This window comes from Ferruginibacter sp. (assembly GCF_014377975.1).
Classification (GTDB): Bacteria; Bacteroidota; Bacteroidia; order Chitinophagales; family Chitinophagaceae; genus Ferruginibacter.
Genome location: NZ_JACMOO010000018.1, coordinates 1 through 21,155 on the forward strand (window position 1 = coordinate 1; position 21,155 = coordinate 21,155).

Below are 21,155 nucleotides of genomic sequence, written 5' to 3' on the forward strand. Positions count from 1 at the left end.
GTAAAAATTTGTTTTAATTGCTCATCCCGGTCAATGTTCAACTTTAACATCTTGCTTCTCATTGCCTCCCTGTCTGGTGTGCCACCTCCATCCATCATCGTTTCTCTTTCTTTTTGCAGGGTGGAGTAATAGGCTGTAAAAATACTGTCTGTTGCTGCAAGTTTATTTTTATCTAATTTAAAATCGGTCAATTTTTCATTCACTGCTTTTACTCTTTCTGCTACTGTTAAGCGGGGACCACCCCGGCCTTGCTGTGCCATTGCGAAACCTACACTTAAACAGAAAGCTACTATGGATAATGCAATTTGTTTTTTCATATAATTTAGTTTTTACTTTAACTGGTTTATTAGACGACTTTTTTTAAATAAACGGTCGGTTTCAAAAATTATTTTTTTCTGTCGTCCATTCTTTTATTCAGCATTGGATAAAAGAGGGAATCAAATTTTGGTTGCTGCTCCGGGGTACAAATAGTTCTGATTTTTTTTATATTAATAAATATTTCCACTTCTATTTCCTTTTGCTTACCAGCAGCCAACCCTGCTGTAATGTTGATGGATGAATCACTGAAATTACTTGCGGCCAATTGCTTAAACTGATTTTCTTTTTCTTTTCCCGCATACTCAAACATGGTTTTTACTTTACTGCGATGCAGTGCATTCAAAGAATCATACTGCTGCAATTGTTGCTGACTAAATCCAATTTCTTTCTGTAAAAAAGTAGTCATCATTGCCTTTCTTTCGGCATGCATTCCCCTTCTTTCTGCAGGCCTGCCATTTATAAAAAACAATAACATAGAGATGTTAGTTACCAGTAAAATACCAATGATGAGTAAAAGAATTTTATTATTTGGTTTGGTAGTCATAAAATTATTGGTTTTCAATATAATCAATGGTTGCAAGGTTTGTGTATTCATCCTCTTCATCTGCAATGGTTGTAAATGAGTGTTCTGCTACGGTATTAGCTGAGATGGCTTTTTTAAGTACCAATACAGAAATATTTATCGTAACCAGCAAACAAATTCCTGCTATCGTCACGGCGGGGCGACTTATAAAAATGGCTATATTTTCCCAAATATTTTTAGCCGGGTTATTGAGCCTTGCATTAATCCTTGTAAGCAGATATGGCGGAGGTGTTGCCTTCTGTATATTATCAATGCTGTTTAAAGTTTCCTCAATTTGCTGTTGTATTTTTTCATCACTTTTCATGACTGCTTTGTTTAGCTGATTGTAAATAGTATTTTTTTAAGCTCTTTTTTAAATTATTTTTAGCACGGGCCAACAAAGATTCTACTGCATAAAAAGAGGTATTCATAATAACTGCAATTTCCTGATTATTTAATCCTTCAATTTTATTTAGCATAAAAGCAATGCGTTGATTTGCGGGTATTTGTTTTAACGCTTTAAAAAGTTCACCAGCTTTTTCTTTATTCTCCAATTGTATTCCCGGATGATTAAATTCTTCCGGGTGATATTTCGCTTCTCCTTTTTCGGTGTACAAACTTTGTATAAAGCCAAAACGCTTTTTACGTTTCTTTCTTTTCTCATGATCCAATGCCTTTGCAATAACGATGCGGTACAGCCAGGTAGAAAATTTTGCATCTCCTTTAAATGATCCAACCGATTGAAATACCTGTACAAATACATCTTGTGTGATGTCTGCGGCGTCTTCTTCATTTTGTACAATGCTTATAGCCGTGTTGTACACCATATCCTGATAACAACCTACAACAGTGCTGAAGGCCTGCCGGTCGCCTTGTTGTAATTGTTTAATTAATGTTTTTTCAGATTGGTTCAACACATACGGTTTTTAAAATCCAATCTAAAAATAGTTAAAAGGATGGATTTCTTCCACGCATACCAGGTGCGCTCATTCCGTCTCTTTCCCTCAAATCGCCATTGCTACTTTTTGCTGCTACACCAAAATTTCGCAGGCTATAAGTAAACGTGAGCATAAAATACTGTTGCAATACCTGGCTTTGCGCATCTTCAATATAGGCGCCGGTTACGGTTCTTACAATACTCTGGTTTTGTTTCAACAAATCGAAAACAGATAATTTTAATTCACCGGCCTGTTTTTTAAGGAATTTTTTTCCAATTGCTGCATTCCATAACCAAAAGTGCTGATTTAATCCTGCGCTTAAACCGGTGTAAGACTGTCCGGTAATATCATTTTTTATAAACCAGCCTTTTTTATCCAATAAATTTAATTGCAATCCTGCAGTTTGATTAACATAATTATTAGTGGAACTGGTGAAAGATAGTATGCTTGCATTATTAAAACTGGCATTGTACGAAATATTAAAATCTACATATTCACTGATATTACTTGCTAAAACAAGACCAGTATTATAAACGTAATTATTGGTAATTGTTGAGTGGTAATTGATAAGCCCCGGAAGTCTTGCATAAGTAAATCCTGCATTTAAATTGATGACAGTTTTTAATGGCTTAACGGGCATGCTGTAGGTTAAAAATGTACGCAGGCTTTTGTACCCATTCAGGTTTACCGGCTTGATAAGTTGCGATCCTTTGCGCAGCTTTATTCCCTGCTGTATAACGGTATCCTGCTGGGCAATATAGATAGCGTTGGAAATGTAATCGCCTGCAGTTTGTAAAAAAACGTTGGCAAATAAACTGCGGCTTGTTTTTGAATTAATAAAAGTATATCTCGCGGAAAGAAGATGCGTATACGATTGCTTTAAATCAGGATTGCCAGCACTAACCCTTAAAGGATTGGAAAGATTTACCACATCCTGCAACTGATTTACAGAAGGGAAATTGGTAGAAGCCCTGTAAAACAATCGGATATTGCTGCTCGCCGAAAACTTTTTACGCCACATGGCATTAGGTAAAATATTTGAAAAGAACTGATTAACCGATGACACGATTGGAAAAACCCGCTGGCTTTCTAATTGGGCGTTTTGAAAATTTGCACCAAAAGACAACTGCTCATCTTTGCTCTTCGATAACCGGTAATTAATGCCTGCATTATTGGTGGTAATGGTATTATAAAACCTGTTGGAAAGAGAGGAATCGAAGTTGGAATATTTTTGTCCGTCAAAAGAAAATGTTTGCTGATCAGCATTATTTTTTTGTACCGATGGTGTATAATCAATTTTCAACTGTCCATTTTTACCGATAGGTTCTGTATAAGCAATATTGCCGCCAATGGTATGTCCGTTGGTATTAGTTTCATACAACTGCTGCTGTAGCGAATCAGTTATAAAACCATTGTTATAAAACTGGTATCGGGCATCAGTTATACTATTGCCATCATTTTTTGCATAGTTCATATTTAAACCAAATGAAAGTGTGCGGCCTTTTTTTGCAAAAGAGTGACGAAACATGATATTGTTGCGGATATTATAACCCTGCCTGGTTGCATTATTTTTGTTGATGGAACTATTTAATGAATCATTGGCTCCATAAAAATTCTGTAAATTAGTAACTGCGCCTGAACTATAATTTTGAAAATTGATATTGGGTATAATAAAAAGGGAATTGGACGAATCAATTTTATATTCCAGCCGCATATTAATACGATGATTATTGTTATTGGTTATGGCATGGGTATTTTGTGTGCTGAAAAGATTTTTTGGATTCGAAAATGTTTCCGTATTTACAATGGACTCATTTGTGTTATGGCTGTTGTTAAAAAAGTAGCTGCCGGTAATGGTTAATTTTTTAGCCAATATATTACTGTAGTTTATACCAAAGGCATTTGTTTTGCTGATACCGGGTGACTGACCTACTGAAAAATTATCTGTGTTGCCACCACGTCCGCCACTACGCCCGCCACCGCTGGTTGTAACCCCCAGCAAATCCTGCGAACCAAAATTCTGCTGATTGATGTTATTAAAATTACCTACAACAGAGATACGCCGGTTGTCATTAAAAAAACTCATATTGCCGCCTGCTGCATAGCGGTCATCTGTTCCATAGCCACCATATAGCCGGCCAAACTGCCCGTTTTTAATACCCGATTTTGTAACTACATTAATAGCCTTTACACTGTTGCCATCATCAAAACCGGTAAGCTGCGCCTGGTCGCTCAGCCTGTCAAAAACCTGTATCTTATCCACTACCTCAGAAGGTAAATTTTTTAAAGCGGCTGAAGCATCATCACCAAAAAAATCTTTGCCGTCAATGGTAACTTTCTTTACCTGTTCTCCATGTGCTGTAACGGTACCATCTTTATCTACCGTAATTCCTGGCATTTTTTTAATAAGATCTTCCGTTGTTGCATCCGGGTTTACTTTGTACTGGCTGGCGCTGTACTGTGTTGTATCGCCTTTTTGGGCTACGGGCGGTGCTGTCGAAATAATGGTTACAACTGAAAGGTCTTTTCTTTGTTTGGTAAAAAGTAAAACCCCCAAATTTTTTAAGCTGCCGGTGACTTTTACTGGTCTTATTAATTGTTGATAACCTATTGAACTTACTTCAATCAAAAAACTATTATTTGCCAATCCACTTATTTCAAAATTTCCTGCTGCATCAGTAAGGGTACTTTTTATTTCTTTTTTTGTAGAATCCTTTGCTAAATAAATAATTACGGATGCACTTCTGACAGGTGCTCTATTTGCGGCATCCAGCAGTAAACCTTTTATTACTCCACTTTGAGCAAAAGTGCCGGTGGTACAAGAAATCAGGAAAAGTAAAAGGGTTGAAATTTTTGGCATGGACTACTGTTTTTTTTATTACTAAATATTACATTGTTTATGCAAAACAAAATAGAAAAACGGATGACGCTGAACGGACTGCTTAAAACGGATTTGCTTTATCACTTTGCGAAAACTCATCAGGACTATCAATCTATGTAAATAAATATCCATGTCATCAATTAAAATAGTGTTGTCCCCACCAAAAACCCCGTTGGTTTGGCGTGCTTCCGTCATATCCTTCGTATTTGGTATAATCAATTAGTACATAAGACGACAACACTAAAAAAAACAGGCGAAGTTTTTAACTTTTCTTTATTTAGAATTAAATATTTAAGTCGCAGACGCTTTTCCCGTTACTGTTACAGCTTGCTTTGTTTTTTTTTTCCTAATAAAAAAAGCATCAAAGCTGCAATTAAAAGGGCTTAAAAATAAATTATGGTACTAAAATCAGGGAACCTGGCGGATGTAATTCAATGGTTCGTGGACGATGCTGCGTCAGATAATCTTGGTTTTTTATTCCCCTTGATTTATTTTTTATTATTGAGATCATTTAAACGACCCGCCGGGTATAAAAAATATCTAACCTTTTCTTTGTTAATTAGTCATTGAGCTGTAAAACGAAAAATATGTATGAATCCTTCAACGGGTTGTTATTTGGAGCCGGTTAAAACTTTACAGTTTTTTTTTAATTTAAGAGGCTGGCAAATCCCTGCAGAAGTTTATCTTTGACACCTAAAAAAATACAGTTTATGGATTATAACAGACTCGTTTCAGTAACCGGCTTAGGCGGTTTGTATGAATTATTATCTTCAAAAGCAGATGGTGGCGTAGTGAAATCATTAGAAGATAAAAGCACCAAATTTGTAAGTACCCGTTTACATAATTTTTCGCACCTTGAAAGCATTGAAGTTTTTACGGTAAAAGACAATGTAAACCTGGTAGAAGTTTTTACCGCCATGCAGATCAGCACAGAACAATTGCCAGATGCCAAAGCCGATAATAAAGCCATTAAAGCTTATTTTGAAAAGGTATATCCCGAAATTGATTTTGAAAGGGTTTACAACAGCGATATGAAAAAAATGATCCGTTGGTTTAGTTTATTAAAAGCCAATGAGGTGGAAATTAAACTATCAGAAAATGCGGAGGCTGATGCAACAACTCATGAAGTAGCTACTCCAAAGGCAAAATCAAACGAAACCAAACAGGTGAATGTAAAAGCAGCGCCGCCAAAAAAAATAAACTCTCCGAGAAAGATGGCTTAATGCCCCATGAGTAGTATAAACTTCTCAACTAATTATTGTTACAGGCTCGTTTTCTAAAGCCAATATACTACCGTAGTTTTAATATCTACGGTAGTGTTATTAAACCGGTTAACCAATTTTTATGTACACAGCAGCTATTGAAAAAACACCCCGTCGTTTAGTACCGGCCAATTTTATGTTAACTGACTGGAAAAGTCTTGAACCTTTTTTTAAAGAGTTACTGGATAGAAATATTGATACTTCCGAAGCATTGGAACAATGGATGAAAGACCAGAGCGAACTGGAAGCGGTAGTGAGTGAAGATGCCTGCTGGCGCCAGATAAAAATGACCTGCGATACAGAGAATACGGAATTGGAAAATGCATTTAATTTTTACTGCTTACAAATTCAGCCCAATATAGAGCCTTATACAGATGCACTGAATAAAAAACTAACCAATCACCCGCTGGCAGCAAGCCTGGATAAAAAAAAGTATTTTACTTATCTGCGCAACATCCGAAAAGGTATGGAATTATTCAGGGAAGAAAATATTCCGATACAGGCAGAACTGTCAGTATTAAAACAACAGTACGGCGTTATTTCGGGAAAAATGACTGTAACAATGAAAGGGCAGGAATATACACTACAGCAGGCTTCAAAATTTCTGCAAAGCCACGACAGGTCTGCAAGAGAAGAAGCGTATAGGAAAATTCAGGAAAGAAGGCTGCAGGATAAAAATGCGCTGAATGAGTTGTATAATCAACTGATACAAAAACGTACACAGGAAGCCATTAATGCAGGATTTGCCAATTTTCGTGATTACCGTTTTAAAGAGTTGGGAAGATTTGATTATACCAAAGAAGATTGTTTTGCATTTCATGAAGCAGTAAAACTGCATGTACTTCCCCTGGTAAATATTATTTATGAGAAGAAAAAAAAGAAGCTGGGCCTTGAAAGTTTACGTCCCTGGGATATTGATGCAGAGCCTGAAGGCACCGAACCACTGCGACCCTTTACTGGCAGCGAAGAGCTGATTAATAAAACAATTGCCTGTTTTACAGCACTTCGTCCGTTTTTTGGCGATTGCCTTAAAAAAATGCAGGCGTTAAAACATCTTGATCTGGAAAGCAGGACAGGCAAAGCTCCTGGCGGATACAACTGTCCCCTGGCGGAAAGCGGGGCGCCATTTATATTTATGAATGCCACGGGCCAGATGAATGATGTAACTACGATGGTGCATGAAGGTGGCCATGCAGTTCATTCTTTTTTAGCACATCCACTAACATTATCCGGGTTTAAAGAATATCCGATGGAAATTGCCGAAGTTGCCAGTATGGCAATGGAATTGTTCAGTATGGATCATTGGGAAGTATTTTTCAGTAATCCTGAAGAACTAACAAGGGCTAAAGAACATCAACTGGAAAGAGTTATTACTATTTTTCCGTGGATTGCCATCATTGATAAATTTCAACATTGGATATATGAAAACCCACAGCATGACCAAGAACAAAGAACCTTTCAATGGAATGAAATAATAAATGAATTTCAGGATAAAGTGATTGATTACAGTGGACTGGAAGAATACCGCAGCAATGGATGGCAACGCCAGTTGCATTTATTTGAAGTGCCTTTTTATTATATTGAATATGGCATTGCGCAATTAGGGGCCATCGGTTTGTGGAGGCAGTTTAAAAATAATAGTGAAAAAGCATTGGATAATTATTGTACGGCATTAAGCCTGGGTGCTACTAAAACTTTACCCGATCTATATTCAGCGGCCGGATTAAAATTTGATTTTTCGCCGGAGCAAATAAAAGTGCTGATGGAATTTGTAAAGGAAGAGATGAACTGGTTAAATTAATAACTGTATTATTTTTACTTAGTGGCATTCATTGCAAATGCCATTTATTACCATGGCTGCATGATTTGGCTTAAACCCCTTTGGTAGTTTTATCAACGGAACGGTTACTTCTTCAAGGCAAATAGTTTTGCTACAATCATCACAAACAAAATGTACATGGTCGTCATGATGATGACCTGCTTCACAATTGTCTTTACACAAAGCATATAAGACAGAATTATCTATTGTTGGTATGATATGTATGATTCCCTTATCAACAAACGTTTGCAGCGTACGATACACCGTAACCCGGTCAAAAATTTCACCCGTGCTTTTTTCAATATCGGCGTGGGCCAATGCCCCGTTACTGTGTAAAAAAAGTTCCAGTATTTTTTTACGTCCATCGGTTACGCTTAGTCGATTTTTTTTCAAAATATTGTGTAGCGTTTCCATCGTAATTTTTTAAATAATAAAAAGCCTTCCGTTTCTTTACACTGCTTCGCTATATAAAATTATCATTCACTAATAGCTTTTTAATTCACTGTTCTGATGTTTTTCCTTCAATAATCCTGCAATATCTTTTAGTAATTTCTGCATTTCGGTTTCTTTCAATCCATCATAAATACCCCTTACTCTTGTTTGTTTATCCATTAAGGCAAACAACTGGGTATGGATGAACTGGTCGGCAATATTCTGGGACGTATCTGACTTATTATTATCAATCAGGTAGCTATGCCTTGCCATATTGTAAAGAGCGGCTTTATCGCCTGTTACAAAATTCCACATGGGGTTGGCGGGCGTTTGTTTTGCCCCCGTTAAGGTATCATAACTAATTTTGTAAGAACCGTCAATATTTTTTTCCAGTTTTCCATTCAGCATCTTCTGCTCATATTTTTTTAGCAGTGGCACAGAATCTGTTTCCGGCATACAGGTATGAGAAACAATCATAAAATTACTATCGGCTTTAAATGCATCAAACACTCTGCGCATATTGGCATTCATCTTTGGGCAAATGCCTTTACAGGTAGTAAAAAAAAACTCAGCTACATATACTTTTCCATCCACATCTTTTTCAGAAATGGGTTTACCATTCTGATTGGTAAAAGCAAAAGATTGTACATTATTATTAATTACCGGCAGGTTGGATTGTGAAATATCTGTCTGGCTGAAAACATAGATAAAGTAAACCGAAAATAGAAAAACAAAAAAACCAATATACCACCATTTTTTATTCATAGTATCAATTTTTGCAAAGCTACATCCAAACGCTTTGATTAAACTATTCGTTGCAAAATCATTTACAGATTTAAAACTTGCAACGTTATTGCAAATATACTACCTTTGAACTTCCTTAAAATGAATATAAAAATTAATTTTGATGCGATGGGTATCGCTACTTCTGTAGCCTGTGCAATACATTGTGCTCTTTTGCCATTGCTAATCAGTTCTTTGCCGATTTTGGGCATTAATATTATTCACAATTTAGTTTTTGAATGGGGTATGATTGGCCTGGCATTTATAGTAGGTTTTTACTCTTTATTTCACGGTTATGTTAAACATCACCGATTAACAGCGCCACTGTTAATTTTTGCTGCTGGCTTTATTTTTTTGGTTTTGAAACAAGTAGTACCGCAGTTTGAATATTTATTTTTATCACTTGCGGTAGTGCTGATTATAACTGCGCATTTTTATAACTACCGGTTGTGCCATCTCAGCAAATGCAGTTCTACAAATCACCAGCATTAAATTTTATTTTCTACACTAATTACTATTGGTTAACGGCATTAATTCCCTGATGTGTCATCCCATCGAAATCAATCTTTGTTTTTTTCTTCTGGATCGTTTATTTTTAAAAGATCAATTTTTTCTGCTATGCGAAAAATATTCTTGTCAATTCTGCTTTTATTCATCTTGGGTATTACTGCAAATGCCCAGTCAAAAGATGAAATAAGTATCCGTAAAATGCTGAAAAAACAAACGATTTGCTGGAATAATGGTGATATAAAAACATTTATGAATACCTACTGGCAAAGTGATTCATTGATGTTTATCGGTAAAAGTGGAATTACATATGGCTGGCAAAAAACGCTGGATAATTATAAAAAGAATTACGCTGATACTGCTGCAATGGGTAAGCTTGATTTTAATTTACTAGAAATAAAAAAACTTTCTGCAGATTATTTTTTCGTAGTTGGTAAGTGGCATTTATCCAGAAGTATCGGTGATTTAGCCGGCATTTTTACATTGCTGTTTCGCAAAATAAAAAACCACTGGTTTATTATAGCAGATCACAGCAGTTAATTTGTTTGGGAATACAGATAAACAATTTATAGCTGTTAACTTATTGCTTTTACTTATTCCCCCATCTCTTTCCAACCACTCCATTTTTTTCTGAGATAAAAAATAATCCACACCAAACTTATCAAAAACCATCCAAAAAAAAGATAATTTCCTAACGAAGGCCGTTCATCGAAAAAAGCATATCCGAAATAAATTCCAACACACATGTTTACCAGCAGCCAAACAATGGCCATGGAAATTGTTTGTATGATTCGTATTAAAAATTCTTGTACGTCAGGTTCCATAATGTTTTCAAATAGCGGTTCATTTTTCTTTTAAAGTTCAGCCAATAAAAATCAAACACCAGAAATGTTTCTTTGCTTTAAAGTTAGCGTTTGTACAGCTATTTAATAAGTAACTTTTTAAAGGCTGTACTGTCTCCGTTAAAAACATTGAAATCAACATAGGCATTAATTCCATTAACCTGCCCGGTTTCATTGTGCTGCCAAAATATCCAGTCACGGTCAATGGTTGGTTTATCTTTTACCAGGTAATGTGCCACCCACAAAGGGTATTGGTCAAATTTTTTTCCTAAATAGTTTTTGTAGAAAAATGTATTGGTATAAATGATGGGCTTTACATGATAATGTGCTTCCACCGCCAACAGCCAATCAGTTATTCTTTGTTGCAGTTTATCAATAGGGGTGCTGCTGATATATTCTACATCCAAAACCGGCGGCAGGTCGCCGGGTTTCAGTGTTACGGTTTCAATAAAATTCAGTGCCTGTAATTTGCCGCTTTTGGAAGGTACAAAAAAATGATATGCACCCCTGGCTATTGCTGCTTTTTTGGCTTCCGACCAGTTTTCTTCAAACTGATCATCTACATTCTGCACTCCTTCTGTGGCCTTAATAAATCCAAAACCAATTTTAATATCTTTTATCTGCATCGTTTTCACATCATCCCAGTTAATAACAGACTGATGGCGGCTTACATCAATACCATGAATGGTATAGTTTACCGGAATATCAATGCCAAAGCCGGGGTAGTGTACAAAAAGCGGTTTGTTAAAAAAATAAAAGCTGCAGTAAACTACTGCTGTCAGGGCGGATAATCCCAATATAATAATTAATATTTTTTTCGCCGGGTTTAACTTTCTTCTTTTTGCCACAATTACGTAATAGACTGCAAAAGTGCATAAAACTAATAACACTGCAGATTTTAAATAGTAAATAGAATGCTGTGTTAAAAAGTTTTACCAAGTTTTTTTTTAACAGGCAGATGCAGTAATTTATTAATCCATCACGTTAAATTTGCACCTTTTAGTTAATGAATAAACTCCTGTAGAAAACATGATTAAAAACAACAGGCTCAAACTGTTACTGGTAAAATATTTTACCAGTTTTGCAATAGTGCTGGCGACTTTCAGCAATTCAGCAGCACAAAGTAATACCGATACAACAAAAAAAATATTACTTGCATCTGCCAACTTCTACAATAAGCCCAGCTATATTTTAAAAGAGGCAAATGTAATTTTTCCAGATATTTTAAAAGGCAATGAAGACGCCTCCGCTGCTTATATTACTTCTTTTAGCGAAAAAAAAAGAACTTACCTGAAGATCCTTTATACCAAAACCAAAAAGATGTTACCGCGGATAAATATTATTTTTAAAAAGTATCATCTGCCCGAAGAGCTTGGTACTTTAATGCTCCTCGAGTCGGGGGGTAACGGCAATGCGGTATCAAAAACGGGAGCGGTGGGTTACTGGCAAATTATGGACGAAGTAGCTAAAGAATACGGGTTAAAATATGGGCATCAGTTAAACTCCGCAGAAAAGAAAAAAATCAGCAAGCTGAATACTAGAAAGGCCGGTGCCTTTTTTAAAGCAAGAGGCAAACAGAAAGATGACCGTAAAAATTTTTATAAATCTACCATGGCAGCGGCCCGTTACCTGCATGAAAGACGGTTAAACCTTGATGACAACTGGTTATTGGTAGTTGCCAGTTATAACTGCGGTGTAGGAAATGTTTGGAATGCAATGAAAAAATCTGGTAAAGAAAACGCCTCCTTTTGGGATATAAAGAAGTATTTGCCTGCCGAAACGCAGGCGTATGTTTTAAACTTCATCACACTTAATGTGATCTTTCGTAACTACGATAATTTCATTAATAACAATTTAAATTTTACTGCTGTTAAAATTACCATTCCTAATAATTTTGAACACATTAATGCACCAGAAATGGAAGAGAATAGTACTTCATCTGACAAATAACAATGAATATTTTTTAGTTTGATAACTGGTATATACTTATGCCGGTTATTTGGTTTAATAAAGGTCTGATGAACTAACTTCGTGCTATGCCTGAAATCAATTGGAACGATACCATTAACCTGGCAAGCAAAATCACTTTTAAACGATTTTGGAATGGCATTAAAGTGCTGGGAAGTTTTTATGCCGGCAGGTTACTGAAAAAGCCGGTGCAATGGGGTTATCCTGTGTCCATTTCTTTTGAACCCACTACCAGTTGCAACCTGCGTTGCCCGGAATGTCCGAGCGGACTAAGAGCTTTTACCAGACCGACAGGAATGCTGCAAAAAGATTTTTTTACCCGTACCATTGATGAGATTCATAAAGAATTACTTTACCTGATTTTTTATTTTCAGGGCGAACCTTACCTGAACCCTGATTTTTTAGAGATGGTAAAATATGCATCCGCCAAAGGTATTTACACCGCTACCTCTACCAACGCCCATTACCTCAATGATGCTGCCGCAAAAAGAACGGTAGAAAGCGGTTTAGACAGGTTGATCATTTCAATTGATGGTACTACACAGGAAGTGTATCAGCAATACCGCATTGGAGGCAATATTGATAAAGTAATTGAGGGAGCAAAAAATATTGTAAAATGGAAAAAAGAACTGAACAGTAAAACGCCCTTTGTTTTTTTTCAGTTTTTGGTTGTAAAGCCCAATGAACACCAGGTGGAGGACATTAAAAAAATGGCTAAAGCAGTGGGTGTGGATGAAGTGCGCTTTAAAACAGCACAGGTATATGATTATGAAACAGACCCCAACAACCTGATACCAACAACTGATAAATTTAGCCGGTATAAAAAAAATACCGATGGCACCTACACACCCAAAAATAAATTGGCTAACCGCTGCTGGAAAATGCAGCACGCAAATGTAATTACCTGGGATGGGCTGGTAGTACCCTGTTGTTTTGATAAAGACGCCACGCATCAGTTGGGTAACTTAAAAACCCAATCTTTTAAAGAAGTGTGGAACAATGATAATTACAAACAGTTTCGCAGCGGTTTAATGAAGAGCCGTAAAAACATCGACATTTGTTCCAATTGCAGCGAAGGTGCTTCGGTATGGAAAGATTGACAGGTAGCGTTTAATAAATAATAGCCGGTTTAATATCTTTCTTATTTAGAAATATGACAGAAAAAAGTTTCAACAACCGCTTACGCCAGGTGCTGATGATTGGCCTGATACTTTTCCTGGTGATAGTATTTATCAGCCAGCTGTATATTTTTTTACCCGGCATCCTGGGCGGAATTACTTTATACATCCTTGCCCGTAAATTGTATCAAAAATTAACCATTGAAAAAAAATGGAATAAAGCAGCGACAGCCATACTATTTATTTTATGCTCACTTATTATTATTACCATACCGGTTTATTTTTCTGTAATAATGGTTTCGCCCAAAATTAATTCGTTGATCAATAACCAAAACAGCGTGATTCAGGGTGCGAAAATTTTTTCAGGTCAAATTGAAAGTTCAACAGGTTTTAAATTGTTATCTGACGAAAATACCCAGGCTATTTCTAAAAAAATATCTGCATTTATACCTGGCTTAATTAACACTACTGCCACTTTACTGACAAACCTGCTCATGATGTTTTTTTTGTTATACTACCTGTTGGTAAGTGGCCAGGATGTTGAGAAATATTTACACCATATCATTCCTTTAGCACCCGAAAATGTTGATAAACTCGCAAGCGAAACAATTTTAATGATAAGAGCTAATGCACTGGGAATACCTATTATTTGCATTGTTCAGGGAGTTTTTGCCACCTTGGGCTATTTGATATTTGGGTTAAAAGAATGGGGCATGTGGGGGTTTGTAACAGGTGTGTTTGCTTTTTTTCCACTGCTGGGCACCATGATCATCTGGGTACCGCTGGTAATATTTCTTTATTCCACCGGGCACAATTACGCAGCCACAGGTTTAACCATTTACAGTTTTATTGTAACAGGCAATGTAGATTATATTACGCGGCTGGGATTATTAAAAAAAATGGGAAATGTGCATCCCATGATAACGGTATTAGGTGTAATTGTTGGGCTGAAACTATTTGGTTTTATTGGGTTGATATTTGGTCCGTTACTGATAAGCTATTTTATAATTTTGATTAAAATTTACTTAAATGAATTTACTTCAGAAAAGGTTATTAACGATTTAGAAGCATGAGTATAGATAAAGACATTAAACAAGACAGCTTTAAAAACGAACACCACAAAGTAATGGTAAATTTAATTTTTACCTACAACTGGACCACCGAACAATTAAAACAATTATTTGAGGAAGAAGGCCTTACCATGCAACAGTTTAATATTTTAAGGATTTTGAGAGGCAGCCTTATTCCGTTATCTACTTTGCAGATAAGGGAACGTATGTTAGATAAAATGAGTGATTCCAGCCGCATTGTTGACCGGCTTATTATTAAAGGGCTGGTAAAAAAATTAATTTGTAAAACCGATAAAAGGCTGGTAGATGTAACCATTACCAGCAAAGGGTTAAACATACTCGAAAAACTGGATGTTCAGGAAGACAAGATGGAAAAGATTGTTAAAGCACTAACCAAAAGCGAAGCTAAAACCCTTAATAAATTATTAGATAAAATCCGTCAATCCAATTAACACAATGCAAAAATATTTTTTCGTTTTTTTATTCATCAATATTTTATTTATCCCCTGTAGCAAAGCACAAACAAAGCCTGAGTTCAGGGGTGTATGGGTAGCAACGGTAGATAATATTGATTGGCCAACAAAAGGAAACTTTAACACGGAAGCACAAAAAGCTGAATTTATAAAACTGCTGGAAATGCATGAACGCAATGGTATCAATGCATTGGTTGTACAGATCCGCCCTGCTGCAGATGCGTTATACCCTTCGCAGTATGAACCTTGGAGTCAATGGCTTACAGGTGTACAAGGCCAGCCCCCGGTTCCTTATTATGATCCATTGGAGTTTATGATAACGGAAACGCATAAACGCGGATTGGCCTTTCACGCCTGGATGAACCCTTACAGGGCAGAGTTTACTATTGGCACTTCTACTATTTCGGCTACCCATATTACAAGGCTTCACCCCGAGTGGTTTTTACCTTATGGTGATAAAAGATATTTTGACCCCGGCAATAAAGCAGTACAGCAATATGTAGCCAATGTGGTAAAAGATGTAGTAAGCAGGTATCCGGTAGATGCCATTCATTTTGATGATTATTTTTATCCTTACCGCATCGCAGGTATTACATTTCCTGATGATGCCAGCTATCGTCAATATGGTAAAGGGTTAACAAAAGATGACTGGAGACGTAGCAACACGGATTCTATCATTGCGTTGCTAAGCAGGGTTATTAAAGCTACCAATAAAAAATGCCAGTTTGGAATCAGCCCTTTCGGGATATGGCGCAGTGTTGACAAAGATCCCATAAATGGCAGTAAAACCAAAGGCGGCGCAAGTAACTACGACGACCTGTATGCTGATATTTTGTTATGGTTAAAAAGTGGCTGGATAGATTATGTTGCACCGCAACTGTATTGGGAATTTAGCCATTCAACAGCCCCATACGGCCTTTTACTGGACTGGTGGAACGATCATACCTATGGCAGGCAATGTTATATCGGCCTGGGCATTTACAAGGCGGGTGTTAACCGGGCATGGAGAGAACCGTCACAACTTCCACAGCAAATAAAAGCTTTACGCACCAAACCAAATATCCAGGGCATGATATTTTTCAGCAGCAAATCTTTTGAAAATAATCCCAACGGATGGAGTGATAGCCTGCGCTTGAATTATTTTAAAGATCCAGTAACAATACCACCTATGAATTGGTTGAAATAGTGTTAAGGATTTTATAAAGCGCAGATATTTTTTATCATTTGTAATGTTATCAGGCCAGCTCTTTTTTACACCAAAAGGTTTTATCTACCTTTACCTTTTAGTTATTTATTTTAAAAAGTAAAACTTATTATATGCCCGGATTTGAATTTTTTGGAGCAGAAGAACGTAAAGAAGTAAATGATGTTTTGGAAACAGGTATCCTTATGCGGTATGGTTTTGATGGCCCCAGGAAAGGTATTTGGAAAAGCAAGGAAATGGAAGCGGCGGTTTGTGAAACTTTTGGTTGCAGGTATGCCCAGCTGGTGAGCAGCGGAACCGCTGCATTAACCGCAGCAATGAACGCTTTAGGGATTGGTTATGGCGATGAAATAATTGTGCCGGCCTTTACTTTTGTGGCAAGTTTTGAAGCAGTGCTTTCTGTAGGAGCCGTGCCTGTTTTGGTTGATGTGGATGATACACTAACGCTGAATCCGGAGGCAGTGCGCAATGCCATTACCCCAAAAACAAAATGCATTATGCCGGTGCACATGTGTGGAGGCATGGCCGACATGGATGCATTGGTAGCTATCTGTAAAGAGCACAATCTTATTTTACTGGAAGATGCCTGCCAGAGCATTGGCGGTACTTACAAAGGAAAAAAACTGGGTACCATCGGCGATGCCGGTACTTTTAGTTTTGATTTTGTAAAAACAATTACCTGCGGAGAAGGTGGAGTAATTATGACCAACCGGGAAGACGTGTACATTGCCAGCGATGGGTACAGCGATCACGGGCACGACCACAAGGGAGGCCTGGACCGTGGTGCCGATCTTCATCCTTTTATTGGGTATAATTTCCGCATTAGTGAACTTCATGCTGCAGTAGGCGTTGCTCAAATAAAAAAGCTGGATACATTTTTAAGGATTCAGCGCAGCAATAACAAGCTGCTGCGGGAAATTTTAGCTACCATTCCTGAAATTTCTTTTAGACGGATACCAGATGAAGCAGGTGACAGTTGTAGTTTTTTAAGCTGGTTTTTACCAACAGAAGCCATCACAAAAGCGGTAGTGGCCGAAATGAAAATTCAAGGAATATTGGCTGGTAACTTTTACTGGTTTGTAAACAACTGGCATTATATCACCAAATGGGATCACCTGAAAAATGCAGTTACCCTCAATCATGTTCATCCGGATTTAAAGGCTGCTGTTATTCACCATGCCAATAAAGATTTTAGTGCCAGTGACGCTGTAATGGGCCGTTGCATTTCTACCGCCATCAGTTTATTGTGGACGGAAGAACAGATAAAAGCAAAAGGCGAACAGATGAAAGCAGTAATTAATAAAATTTTAAAGGAACAACAGGTACATGCCTGAGAAAGAAGAATTTTTATTTAAAGGGCATCTGCATTTGTAGATGCCTTTTTTAATTTACCCGCTTCTTTCCTTCCATCCTGTCACAATCTTCCACAGTACCCAATCTGAATTTAAACGGAATTTTAGCAGTTTTTTCAAATATTATCTCCTGCTTGCAAAAAAAACCCAATTGTGAGGCATAATAACCCGGTGATAAAAATGGTGGAGGACTGGTAATCTGCCGGTAATCCTGATTTAATAAAACACCCGTCGGTATTAGTTTTACTGTTGTTTTAAGCAACGAAAAGGTTGTCTTTAAGGGCTGTAAATTCTGGCAATAAGTATTGCCCGCCACAAAAATCATGCAGAAAAATAAAAGTTTAGCTTTTTTATACACTTTTCAAAGTTCAATATTTGTAAATTTACGTTTTTATATCAATAATAGTTTGATGGGTGTCCAATATTCTCAGGTGTTTAACCATGTTATACCAGCCTAAACTGCAATGATGCTTTGCTTCACTAAAGTTCAGGATGGGTATTAAAAATGTCCCGGCAACAAAAAATAATAAATTACTCTAATTGTTTTAAATACCCCTTAAAAAAAATATGGCATTAAGTCAAGGATTATACCAGCGGCAGTTACAAAAATTATCTCCCCAGCAAATTCAGTTAATGAAATTGCTACAGGTTCCCACCGCCTTGCTGGAAGAACGTATTAAGGAAGAGTTGGAAGAAAATCCCGCACTGGAAACCGGTGAGGAAGACGAAGCAGAGGAATTCGAAAATGACAATACAGAAGAATTTGAATCACCTGTAGATGAATTTGAACCAGATGGCAGCCAGGATGAATATGAAAGTATTGACATCAGTGATTATGTACAGGAGGGGGATGATGATATTGCTGATTACAAAATGAGGGACGAAAATTACCCCGAACAGGATGATAGCAAAGTGATACCGCATAAAGTAGAAACTGGTTTTAACGAATTAATGCTGGAGCAACTTGGACAGCTTAGCCTGGATGAACATAAGCAAAGCGTAGCAGAGCAAATTATAGGTAACTTGGATGATGATGGTTATTTGCGCAGGGATATCGGTGCTATTGTAGATGACCTTGCTTTTAGACAAAATATTATAACAGATGAAGAAGAAATTAGCCAGCTTGTTTTACTGATTCAGCAGTTTGACCCACCGGGCGTATGTGCCCGTAACTTGCAGGAATGCCTGCTGATACAGTTGGAAAGAAATGTATACCAGGGCAAACATGTGGAAATGGCCATAAAGGTTTTAGATAAATATTTTGAAGAATTTACTAAAAAACACTACGAAAAAATACAAAAGGGTTTAAATATTACTGACGACCAGTTAAGAGAAATTATTAACCAGATTATAAAGCTGAATCCTAAACCAGGAGGTAATGTTGGCGAAAGCAGTAAGGGGGAGGGTTACGTGATACCGGATTTTTTTATTATCAATAATGCGGGCAAATTAGAGCTTACCCTTAACAGCAGAAATGCCCCGGATCTGCGGATCAGCGAGGGCTATCGGGATATGCTAAAGGATTATGACAAGGGTACAAAAAAAGATAAAAGACAAAAGGAAGCGGTATTGTTTATTAAACAGAAAATTGATGCGGCCAAGTGGTTTATAGATGCCATCAAACAACGGCAGCACACATTATTAAGTTCAATGGATGCTATTATGACCTACCAGTATGATTTTTTTGTAACGGGCGATGAAACCGAATTAAGGCCGATGATTTTAAAAGACATTGCCGAAAAAACGAACCTTGATATCAGCACGATCAGCCGGGTTGCCAATAGCAAATTTGTACAAACAGAATTTGGAACCTACCGTTTAAAGTTTTTCTTTAGTGAAAGTTTACAAACAGACAGCGGGGAAGAAGTAAGCACCAGGGAAGTTAAAAAAATACTGAGCGACCTGATAGAAGGCGAAAGCAAAAAGCGCCCCTTAAGCGATGAAAGATTAACGGAATTATTACAGGAAAAGGGGTATAATATTGCGAGAAGAACAGTGGCTAAATACAGGGAACAGTTAAATGTACCTGTGGCAAGATTAAGAAAAGAATTATAAAACATTCCTGAATCAGAAATAATGAAAAGTATCAAATGTTAAATAGTGAATTGTCTTTTTCCGGCAAAGCGGAGCCAACCGACAGAAGCCACCAGCCTGGTATTGTGCGTTTTTTTGCGCAGGTTATCTCTATCGTTTTTCATCCCCTGTTTATTCCTTTTTATGTATGCTGGTTTTTAGCATTTATACATCCGTCGTATTTTTCTGGATTTAGCGTGCCATACAAATTAAGGGTATTGTTAATGGTAACCATTAATGCCATTGCTTATCCGCTTATTACCATCCTCCTGTTAAAAGCACTCGGTTTTATTGATTCTGTTTTTTTTTATACACAACAAGACCGTATTCTGCTGTATGTAACTTCTATGATATTTTTCTTTTGGGCTCAATATTCTTTAAGGGAGCAGCCGCAAATACCCAGGATTCTGGTTGCATTTATGTTTGGTGTATTTATATCATCCGCAGTCGCATTAATTGCCAATATTTATTTTAAAATAAGTATGCATGCTATTGGCATGGGCGGGTTAATTGGTATTTGTTTTATCATCATGCAGCAAAATACTATGCTCATGACCTGGGCATTAAGCACTGCATTTTTAATTGCCGGGCTGGTTTGCACAGCCCGTTTAATTGTGGGTGATCATACTTCAAAAGAAATTTATACCGGCTTACTGGCTGGCTTTATTTGCCAATTAACAGGAGCTGCCATACACTTATAAAAACGAAAAAGACCCCGTCCAATCACGGGGTCATTTTTCTCTGTCGTGCCTAACAATAAAAGGTAAACTGTAGATTTTTATATCGATAAAATAATATAGTATAACTGCACTGTAAAAAATCATATCCCCATTTTCATTTTATATTGCGGCTTAATTAATTACTCAGGTGATAGGGACAACCGTACCATGCAAAAATTGCAAATAAATATTGCTGATTTTTTTTATGAAGTCTTAATGTTTGGGATAAAAATTTTCTGTATTGATATCAGTAAAGGATAAACGTCCCTGTAAAAAGGAGCTGCAAAAAAGAAGTTTCAATAGTTGGTGGTTTTTCAGGTTAACAATCTGTTGATTGCTTGGTTTCAATATATAAATCGTTAAAACAAAAACTTTATTGCAGCAACAATAAAAAAAGTAAAGGGGTTGTATTTTGTTTTTTCTTATCTTAACAGCTTTCATAACGATTACTACAATTGCATGCCGGTTGAGCTAACCCTTTAATTATTTTAGCCATGCATTTATCACCAAGAGAGTCTGAAAAGCTGTTACTTTTTTTAGCAGGAGAACTGGCAGAAAAAAGAAAAGCCCGTGGATTAAAATTAAACTACCCTGAAGCCATTGCGCTTATCAGCAGTCATTTACAGGAAGCCGCCCGGGATGGCAAAACAGTTGCAGAACTAATGCAATATGGCTGTACCATTTTAACTGCCAATGATGTAATGGAAGGTATCCCCGAAATGATTTCCGAAATACAGATAGAAGCCACTTTTCCCGATGGCACAAAACTGGTAACAGTGCATGATCCAATCCGGATGTAAAGGCGTTGCGGCAATACATCATGCAGCAACTGCT

Annotated in this window: 23 protein-coding genes; 13 read left to right on the forward strand and 10 right to left on the reverse strand. The window is 37.0% G+C overall.

What is annotated here, in order from left to right:
* From H7254_RS01165 to H7254_RS01185, 5 genes are all read right to left on the reverse strand, one after another.
* Window positions 1-317, reverse strand: a 317-nt coding sequence (locus tag H7254_RS01165; protein WP_301931235.1) for a hypothetical protein, incomplete at its 3' end; no start/stop codon positions are given.
* Between the two features lie 68 nt (window positions 318-385).
* Window positions 386-862 (reverse strand): hypothetical protein, encoded by a 477-nt coding sequence (locus H7254_RS01170; protein WP_301931236.1) that lies wholly within the window; start codon window positions 860-862, stop codon window positions 386-388.
* 4 nt (window positions 863-866) lie between these two features.
* On the reverse strand, window positions 867-1,205 hold the full coding sequence (locus tag H7254_RS01175; RefSeq protein ID WP_301931237.1) for a hypothetical protein: 339 nt from the start codon (window positions 1,203-1,205) through the stop codon (window positions 867-869).
* Window positions 1,195-1,797: an RNA polymerase sigma factor gene (locus tag H7254_RS01180; RefSeq protein WP_301931238.1), complete on the reverse strand. Its 603-nt coding sequence runs from the start codon at window positions 1,795-1,797 to the stop codon at window positions 1,195-1,197. The genes H7254_RS01175 and H7254_RS01180 overlap by 11 nt, the downstream gene beginning before the upstream one ends.
* A 31-nt stretch (window positions 1,798-1,828) precedes the next feature.
* Window positions 1,829-4,678 (reverse strand): outer membrane beta-barrel protein, encoded by a 2,850-nt coding sequence (locus tag H7254_RS01185; RefSeq protein ID WP_301931239.1) that lies wholly within the window; start codon window positions 4,676-4,678, stop codon window positions 1,829-1,831.
* 731 nt (window positions 4,679-5,409) lie between these two features.
* Between H7254_RS01185 and H7254_RS01190 the strand changes: the two genes are divergently transcribed.
* Together H7254_RS01190 and H7254_RS01195 are read left to right on the forward strand one after the other, a co-directional pair.
* Window positions 5,410-5,922 carry a DUF5606 domain-containing protein gene (locus H7254_RS01190; RefSeq protein ID WP_301931240.1) on the forward strand — a complete coding sequence of 171 codons (513 nt, stop codon included), beginning with the start codon at window positions 5,410-5,412 and terminating at the stop codon, window positions 5,920-5,922.
* Window positions 5,923-6,043: 121 nt separating this feature from the next.
* Window positions 6,044-7,762 carry a M3 family oligoendopeptidase gene (locus H7254_RS01195; RefSeq protein WP_301931241.1) on the forward strand — a complete coding sequence of 573 codons (1,719 nt, stop codon included), beginning with the start codon at window positions 6,044-6,046 and terminating at the stop codon, window positions 7,760-7,762.
* 18 nt (window positions 7,763-7,780) lie between these two features.
* Here H7254_RS01195 and H7254_RS01200 read toward each other — a convergent pair whose 3' ends face one another.
* The gene (locus tag H7254_RS01200; RefSeq protein ID WP_301931242.1) at window positions 7,781-8,194 is read right to left on the reverse strand and encodes a Fur family transcriptional regulator; all 414 of its coding nucleotides are present in this window, start codon (window positions 8,192-8,194) and stop codon (window positions 7,781-7,783) included.
* Between the two features lie 69 nt (window positions 8,195-8,263).
* Window positions 8,264-8,977, reverse strand: coding sequence for an SCO family protein (locus tag H7254_RS01205; protein WP_301931243.1), 714 nt, complete (start codon window positions 8,975-8,977; stop codon window positions 8,264-8,266).
* A 120-nt stretch (window positions 8,978-9,097) separates the two neighbouring features.
* On the opposite strand from H7254_RS01205, the gene H7254_RS01210 reads away from it, so the two are divergent.
* Both H7254_RS01210 and H7254_RS01215 read left to right on the forward strand, forming a co-directional pair.
* Window positions 9,098-9,487 carry a MerC domain-containing protein gene (locus H7254_RS01210; protein WP_301931244.1) on the forward strand — a complete coding sequence of 130 codons (390 nt, stop codon included), beginning with the start codon at window positions 9,098-9,100 and terminating at the stop codon, window positions 9,485-9,487.
* Window positions 9,488-9,613: 126 nt separating this feature from the next.
* Complete coding sequence (locus tag H7254_RS01215; RefSeq protein WP_301922374.1) at window positions 9,614-10,042, forward strand: DUF4440 domain-containing protein; 429 nt, start codon at window positions 9,614-9,616, stop codon at window positions 10,040-10,042.
* A gap of 53 nt (window positions 10,043-10,095) precedes the next feature.
* Here H7254_RS01215 and H7254_RS01220 read toward each other — a convergent pair whose 3' ends face one another.
* Window positions 10,096-10,326 carry a hypothetical protein gene (locus tag H7254_RS01220; protein WP_301931245.1) on the reverse strand — a complete coding sequence of 77 codons (231 nt, stop codon included), beginning with the start codon at window positions 10,324-10,326 and terminating at the stop codon, window positions 10,096-10,098.
* 98 nt (window positions 10,327-10,424) lie between these two features.
* Window positions 10,425-11,192: a glycoside hydrolase family 25 protein gene (locus H7254_RS01225; protein ID WP_301922372.1), complete on the reverse strand. Its 768-nt coding sequence runs from the start codon at window positions 11,190-11,192 to the stop codon at window positions 10,425-10,427.
* A gap of 181 nt (window positions 11,193-11,373) precedes the next feature.
* Between H7254_RS01225 and H7254_RS01230 the strand changes: the two genes are divergently transcribed.
* The 6 genes from H7254_RS01230 (at window position 11,374) to H7254_RS01255 (ending at window position 17,511) form a co-directional block, all read left to right on the forward strand.
* The gene (locus H7254_RS01230) at window positions 11,374-12,294 is read left to right on the forward strand and encodes a lytic transglycosylase domain-containing protein (protein ID WP_301931246.1); all 921 of its coding nucleotides are present in this window, start codon (window positions 11,374-11,376) and stop codon (window positions 12,292-12,294) included.
* Between the two features lie 86 nt (window positions 12,295-12,380).
* Window positions 12,381-13,412, forward strand: coding sequence for a radical SAM/SPASM domain-containing protein (locus tag H7254_RS01235; protein ID WP_301931247.1), 1,032 nt, complete (start codon window positions 12,381-12,383; stop codon window positions 13,410-13,412).
* Between the two features lie 53 nt (window positions 13,413-13,465).
* A complete protein-coding gene (locus tag H7254_RS01240; protein ID WP_301931248.1) occupies window positions 13,466-14,503 on the forward strand; it encodes an AI-2E family transporter in 1,038 nt (345 codons plus the stop codon).
* Window positions 14,500-14,952: a MarR family winged helix-turn-helix transcriptional regulator gene (locus H7254_RS01245; RefSeq protein WP_301923673.1), complete on the forward strand. Its 453-nt coding sequence runs from the start codon at window positions 14,500-14,502 to the stop codon at window positions 14,950-14,952. Before H7254_RS01240 ends, H7254_RS01245 begins: the two co-directional genes overlap by 4 nt.
* A 4-nt stretch (window positions 14,953-14,956) precedes the next feature.
* The gene (locus H7254_RS01250; RefSeq protein WP_301931250.1) at window positions 14,957-16,159 is read left to right on the forward strand and encodes a glycoside hydrolase family 10 protein; all 1,203 of its coding nucleotides are present in this window, start codon (window positions 14,957-14,959) and stop codon (window positions 16,157-16,159) included.
* A 131-nt stretch (window positions 16,160-16,290) separates the two neighbouring features.
* A complete protein-coding gene (locus H7254_RS01255; RefSeq protein ID WP_301931251.1) occupies window positions 16,291-17,511 on the forward strand; it encodes a DegT/DnrJ/EryC1/StrS aminotransferase family protein in 1,221 nt (406 codons plus the stop codon).
* A 49-nt stretch (window positions 17,512-17,560) separates the two neighbouring features.
* On the opposite strand, the gene H7254_RS01260 is transcribed toward H7254_RS01255, so the two are convergent.
* Window positions 17,561-17,854: a hypothetical protein gene (locus H7254_RS01260; RefSeq protein ID WP_301931252.1), complete on the reverse strand. Its 294-nt coding sequence runs from the start codon at window positions 17,852-17,854 to the stop codon at window positions 17,561-17,563.
* A gap of 242 nt (window positions 17,855-18,096) precedes the next feature.
* Here H7254_RS01260 and rpoN point away from each other — a divergent pair, with 242 nt between their 5' ends.
* The 3 genes from rpoN (at window position 18,097) to ureA (ending at window position 21,121) form a co-directional block, all read left to right on the forward strand.
* A complete protein-coding gene (rpoN, locus tag H7254_RS01265) occupies window positions 18,097-19,584 on the forward strand; it encodes an RNA polymerase factor sigma-54 (RefSeq protein WP_301931253.1) in 1,488 nt (495 codons plus the stop codon).
* Between the two features lie 35 nt (window positions 19,585-19,619).
* The gene (locus H7254_RS01270) at window positions 19,620-20,303 is read left to right on the forward strand and encodes a hypothetical protein (RefSeq protein ID WP_301931254.1); all 684 of its coding nucleotides are present in this window, start codon (window positions 19,620-19,622) and stop codon (window positions 20,301-20,303) included.
* A 512-nt stretch (window positions 20,304-20,815) separates the two neighbouring features.
* Window positions 20,816-21,121: an urease subunit gamma gene (gene ureA, locus H7254_RS01275; RefSeq protein WP_301923667.1), complete on the forward strand. Its 306-nt coding sequence runs from the start codon at window positions 20,816-20,818 to the stop codon at window positions 21,119-21,121.
* Window positions 21,122-21,155: the final 34 nt, after the last annotated feature.

What these genes read in the sequence shown, in the direction of transcription:
- H7254_RS01210 (WP_301931244.1), top strand. Translation starts at nt 9,098, where the DNA reads ATGAATATAAAAATTAATTTTGATGCGATGGGTATCGCTACTTCTGTA.
- H7254_RS01175 (WP_301931237.1), bottom strand. Translation starts at nt 1,205, where the DNA reads ATGAAAAGTGATGAAAAAATACAACAGCAAATTGAGGAAACTTTAAAC.
- H7254_RS01245 (WP_301923673.1), top strand. Translation starts at nt 14,500, where the DNA reads ATGAGTATAGATAAAGACATTAAACAAGACAGCTTTAAAAACGAACAC.
- H7254_RS01190 (WP_301931240.1), top strand. Translation starts at nt 5,410, where the DNA reads ATGGATTATAACAGACTCGTTTCAGTAACCGGCTTAGGCGGTTTGTAT.
- H7254_RS01260 (WP_301931252.1), bottom strand. Translation starts at nt 17,854, where the DNA reads ATGATTTTTGTGGCGGGCAATACTTATTGCCAGAATTTACAGCCCTTA.
- H7254_RS01250 (WP_301931250.1), top strand. Translation starts at nt 14,957, where the DNA reads ATGCAAAAATATTTTTTCGTTTTTTTATTCATCAATATTTTATTTATC.
- H7254_RS01230 (WP_301931246.1), top strand. Translation starts at nt 11,374, where the DNA reads ATGATTAAAAACAACAGGCTCAAACTGTTACTGGTAAAATATTTTACC.
- H7254_RS01185 (WP_301931239.1), bottom strand. Translation starts at nt 4,678, where the DNA reads ATGCCAAAAATTTCAACCCTTTTACTTTTCCTGATTTCTTGTACCACC.
- H7254_RS01215 (WP_301922374.1), top strand. Translation starts at nt 9,614, where the DNA reads ATGCGAAAAATATTCTTGTCAATTCTGCTTTTATTCATCTTGGGTATT.
- H7254_RS01235 (WP_301931247.1), top strand. Translation starts at nt 12,381, where the DNA reads ATGCCTGAAATCAATTGGAACGATACCATTAACCTGGCAAGCAAAATC.
- H7254_RS01255 (WP_301931251.1), top strand. Translation starts at nt 16,291, where the DNA reads ATGCCCGGATTTGAATTTTTTGGAGCAGAAGAACGTAAAGAAGTAAAT.
- H7254_RS01270 (WP_301931254.1), top strand. Translation starts at nt 19,620, where the DNA reads ATGTTAAATAGTGAATTGTCTTTTTCCGGCAAAGCGGAGCCAACCGAC.
- H7254_RS01195 (WP_301931241.1), top strand. Translation starts at nt 6,044, where the DNA reads ATGTACACAGCAGCTATTGAAAAAACACCCCGTCGTTTAGTACCGGCC.
- H7254_RS01200 (WP_301931242.1), bottom strand. Translation starts at nt 8,194, where the DNA reads ATGGAAACGCTACACAATATTTTGAAAAAAAATCGACTAAGCGTAACC.
- rpoN (WP_301931253.1), top strand. Translation starts at nt 18,097, where the DNA reads ATGGCATTAAGTCAAGGATTATACCAGCGGCAGTTACAAAAATTATCT.
- H7254_RS01205 (WP_301931243.1), bottom strand. Translation starts at nt 8,977, where the DNA reads ATGAATAAAAAATGGTGGTATATTGGTTTTTTTGTTTTTCTATTTTCG.
- H7254_RS01240 (WP_301931248.1), top strand. Translation starts at nt 13,466, where the DNA reads ATGACAGAAAAAAGTTTCAACAACCGCTTACGCCAGGTGCTGATGATT.
- ureA (WP_301923667.1), top strand. Translation starts at nt 20,816, where the DNA reads ATGCATTTATCACCAAGAGAGTCTGAAAAGCTGTTACTTTTTTTAGCA.
- H7254_RS01170 (WP_301931236.1), bottom strand. Translation starts at nt 862, where the DNA reads ATGACTACCAAACCAAATAATAAAATTCTTTTACTCATCATTGGTATT.
- H7254_RS01220 (WP_301931245.1), bottom strand. Translation starts at nt 10,326, where the DNA reads ATGGAACCTGACGTACAAGAATTTTTAATACGAATCATACAAACAATT.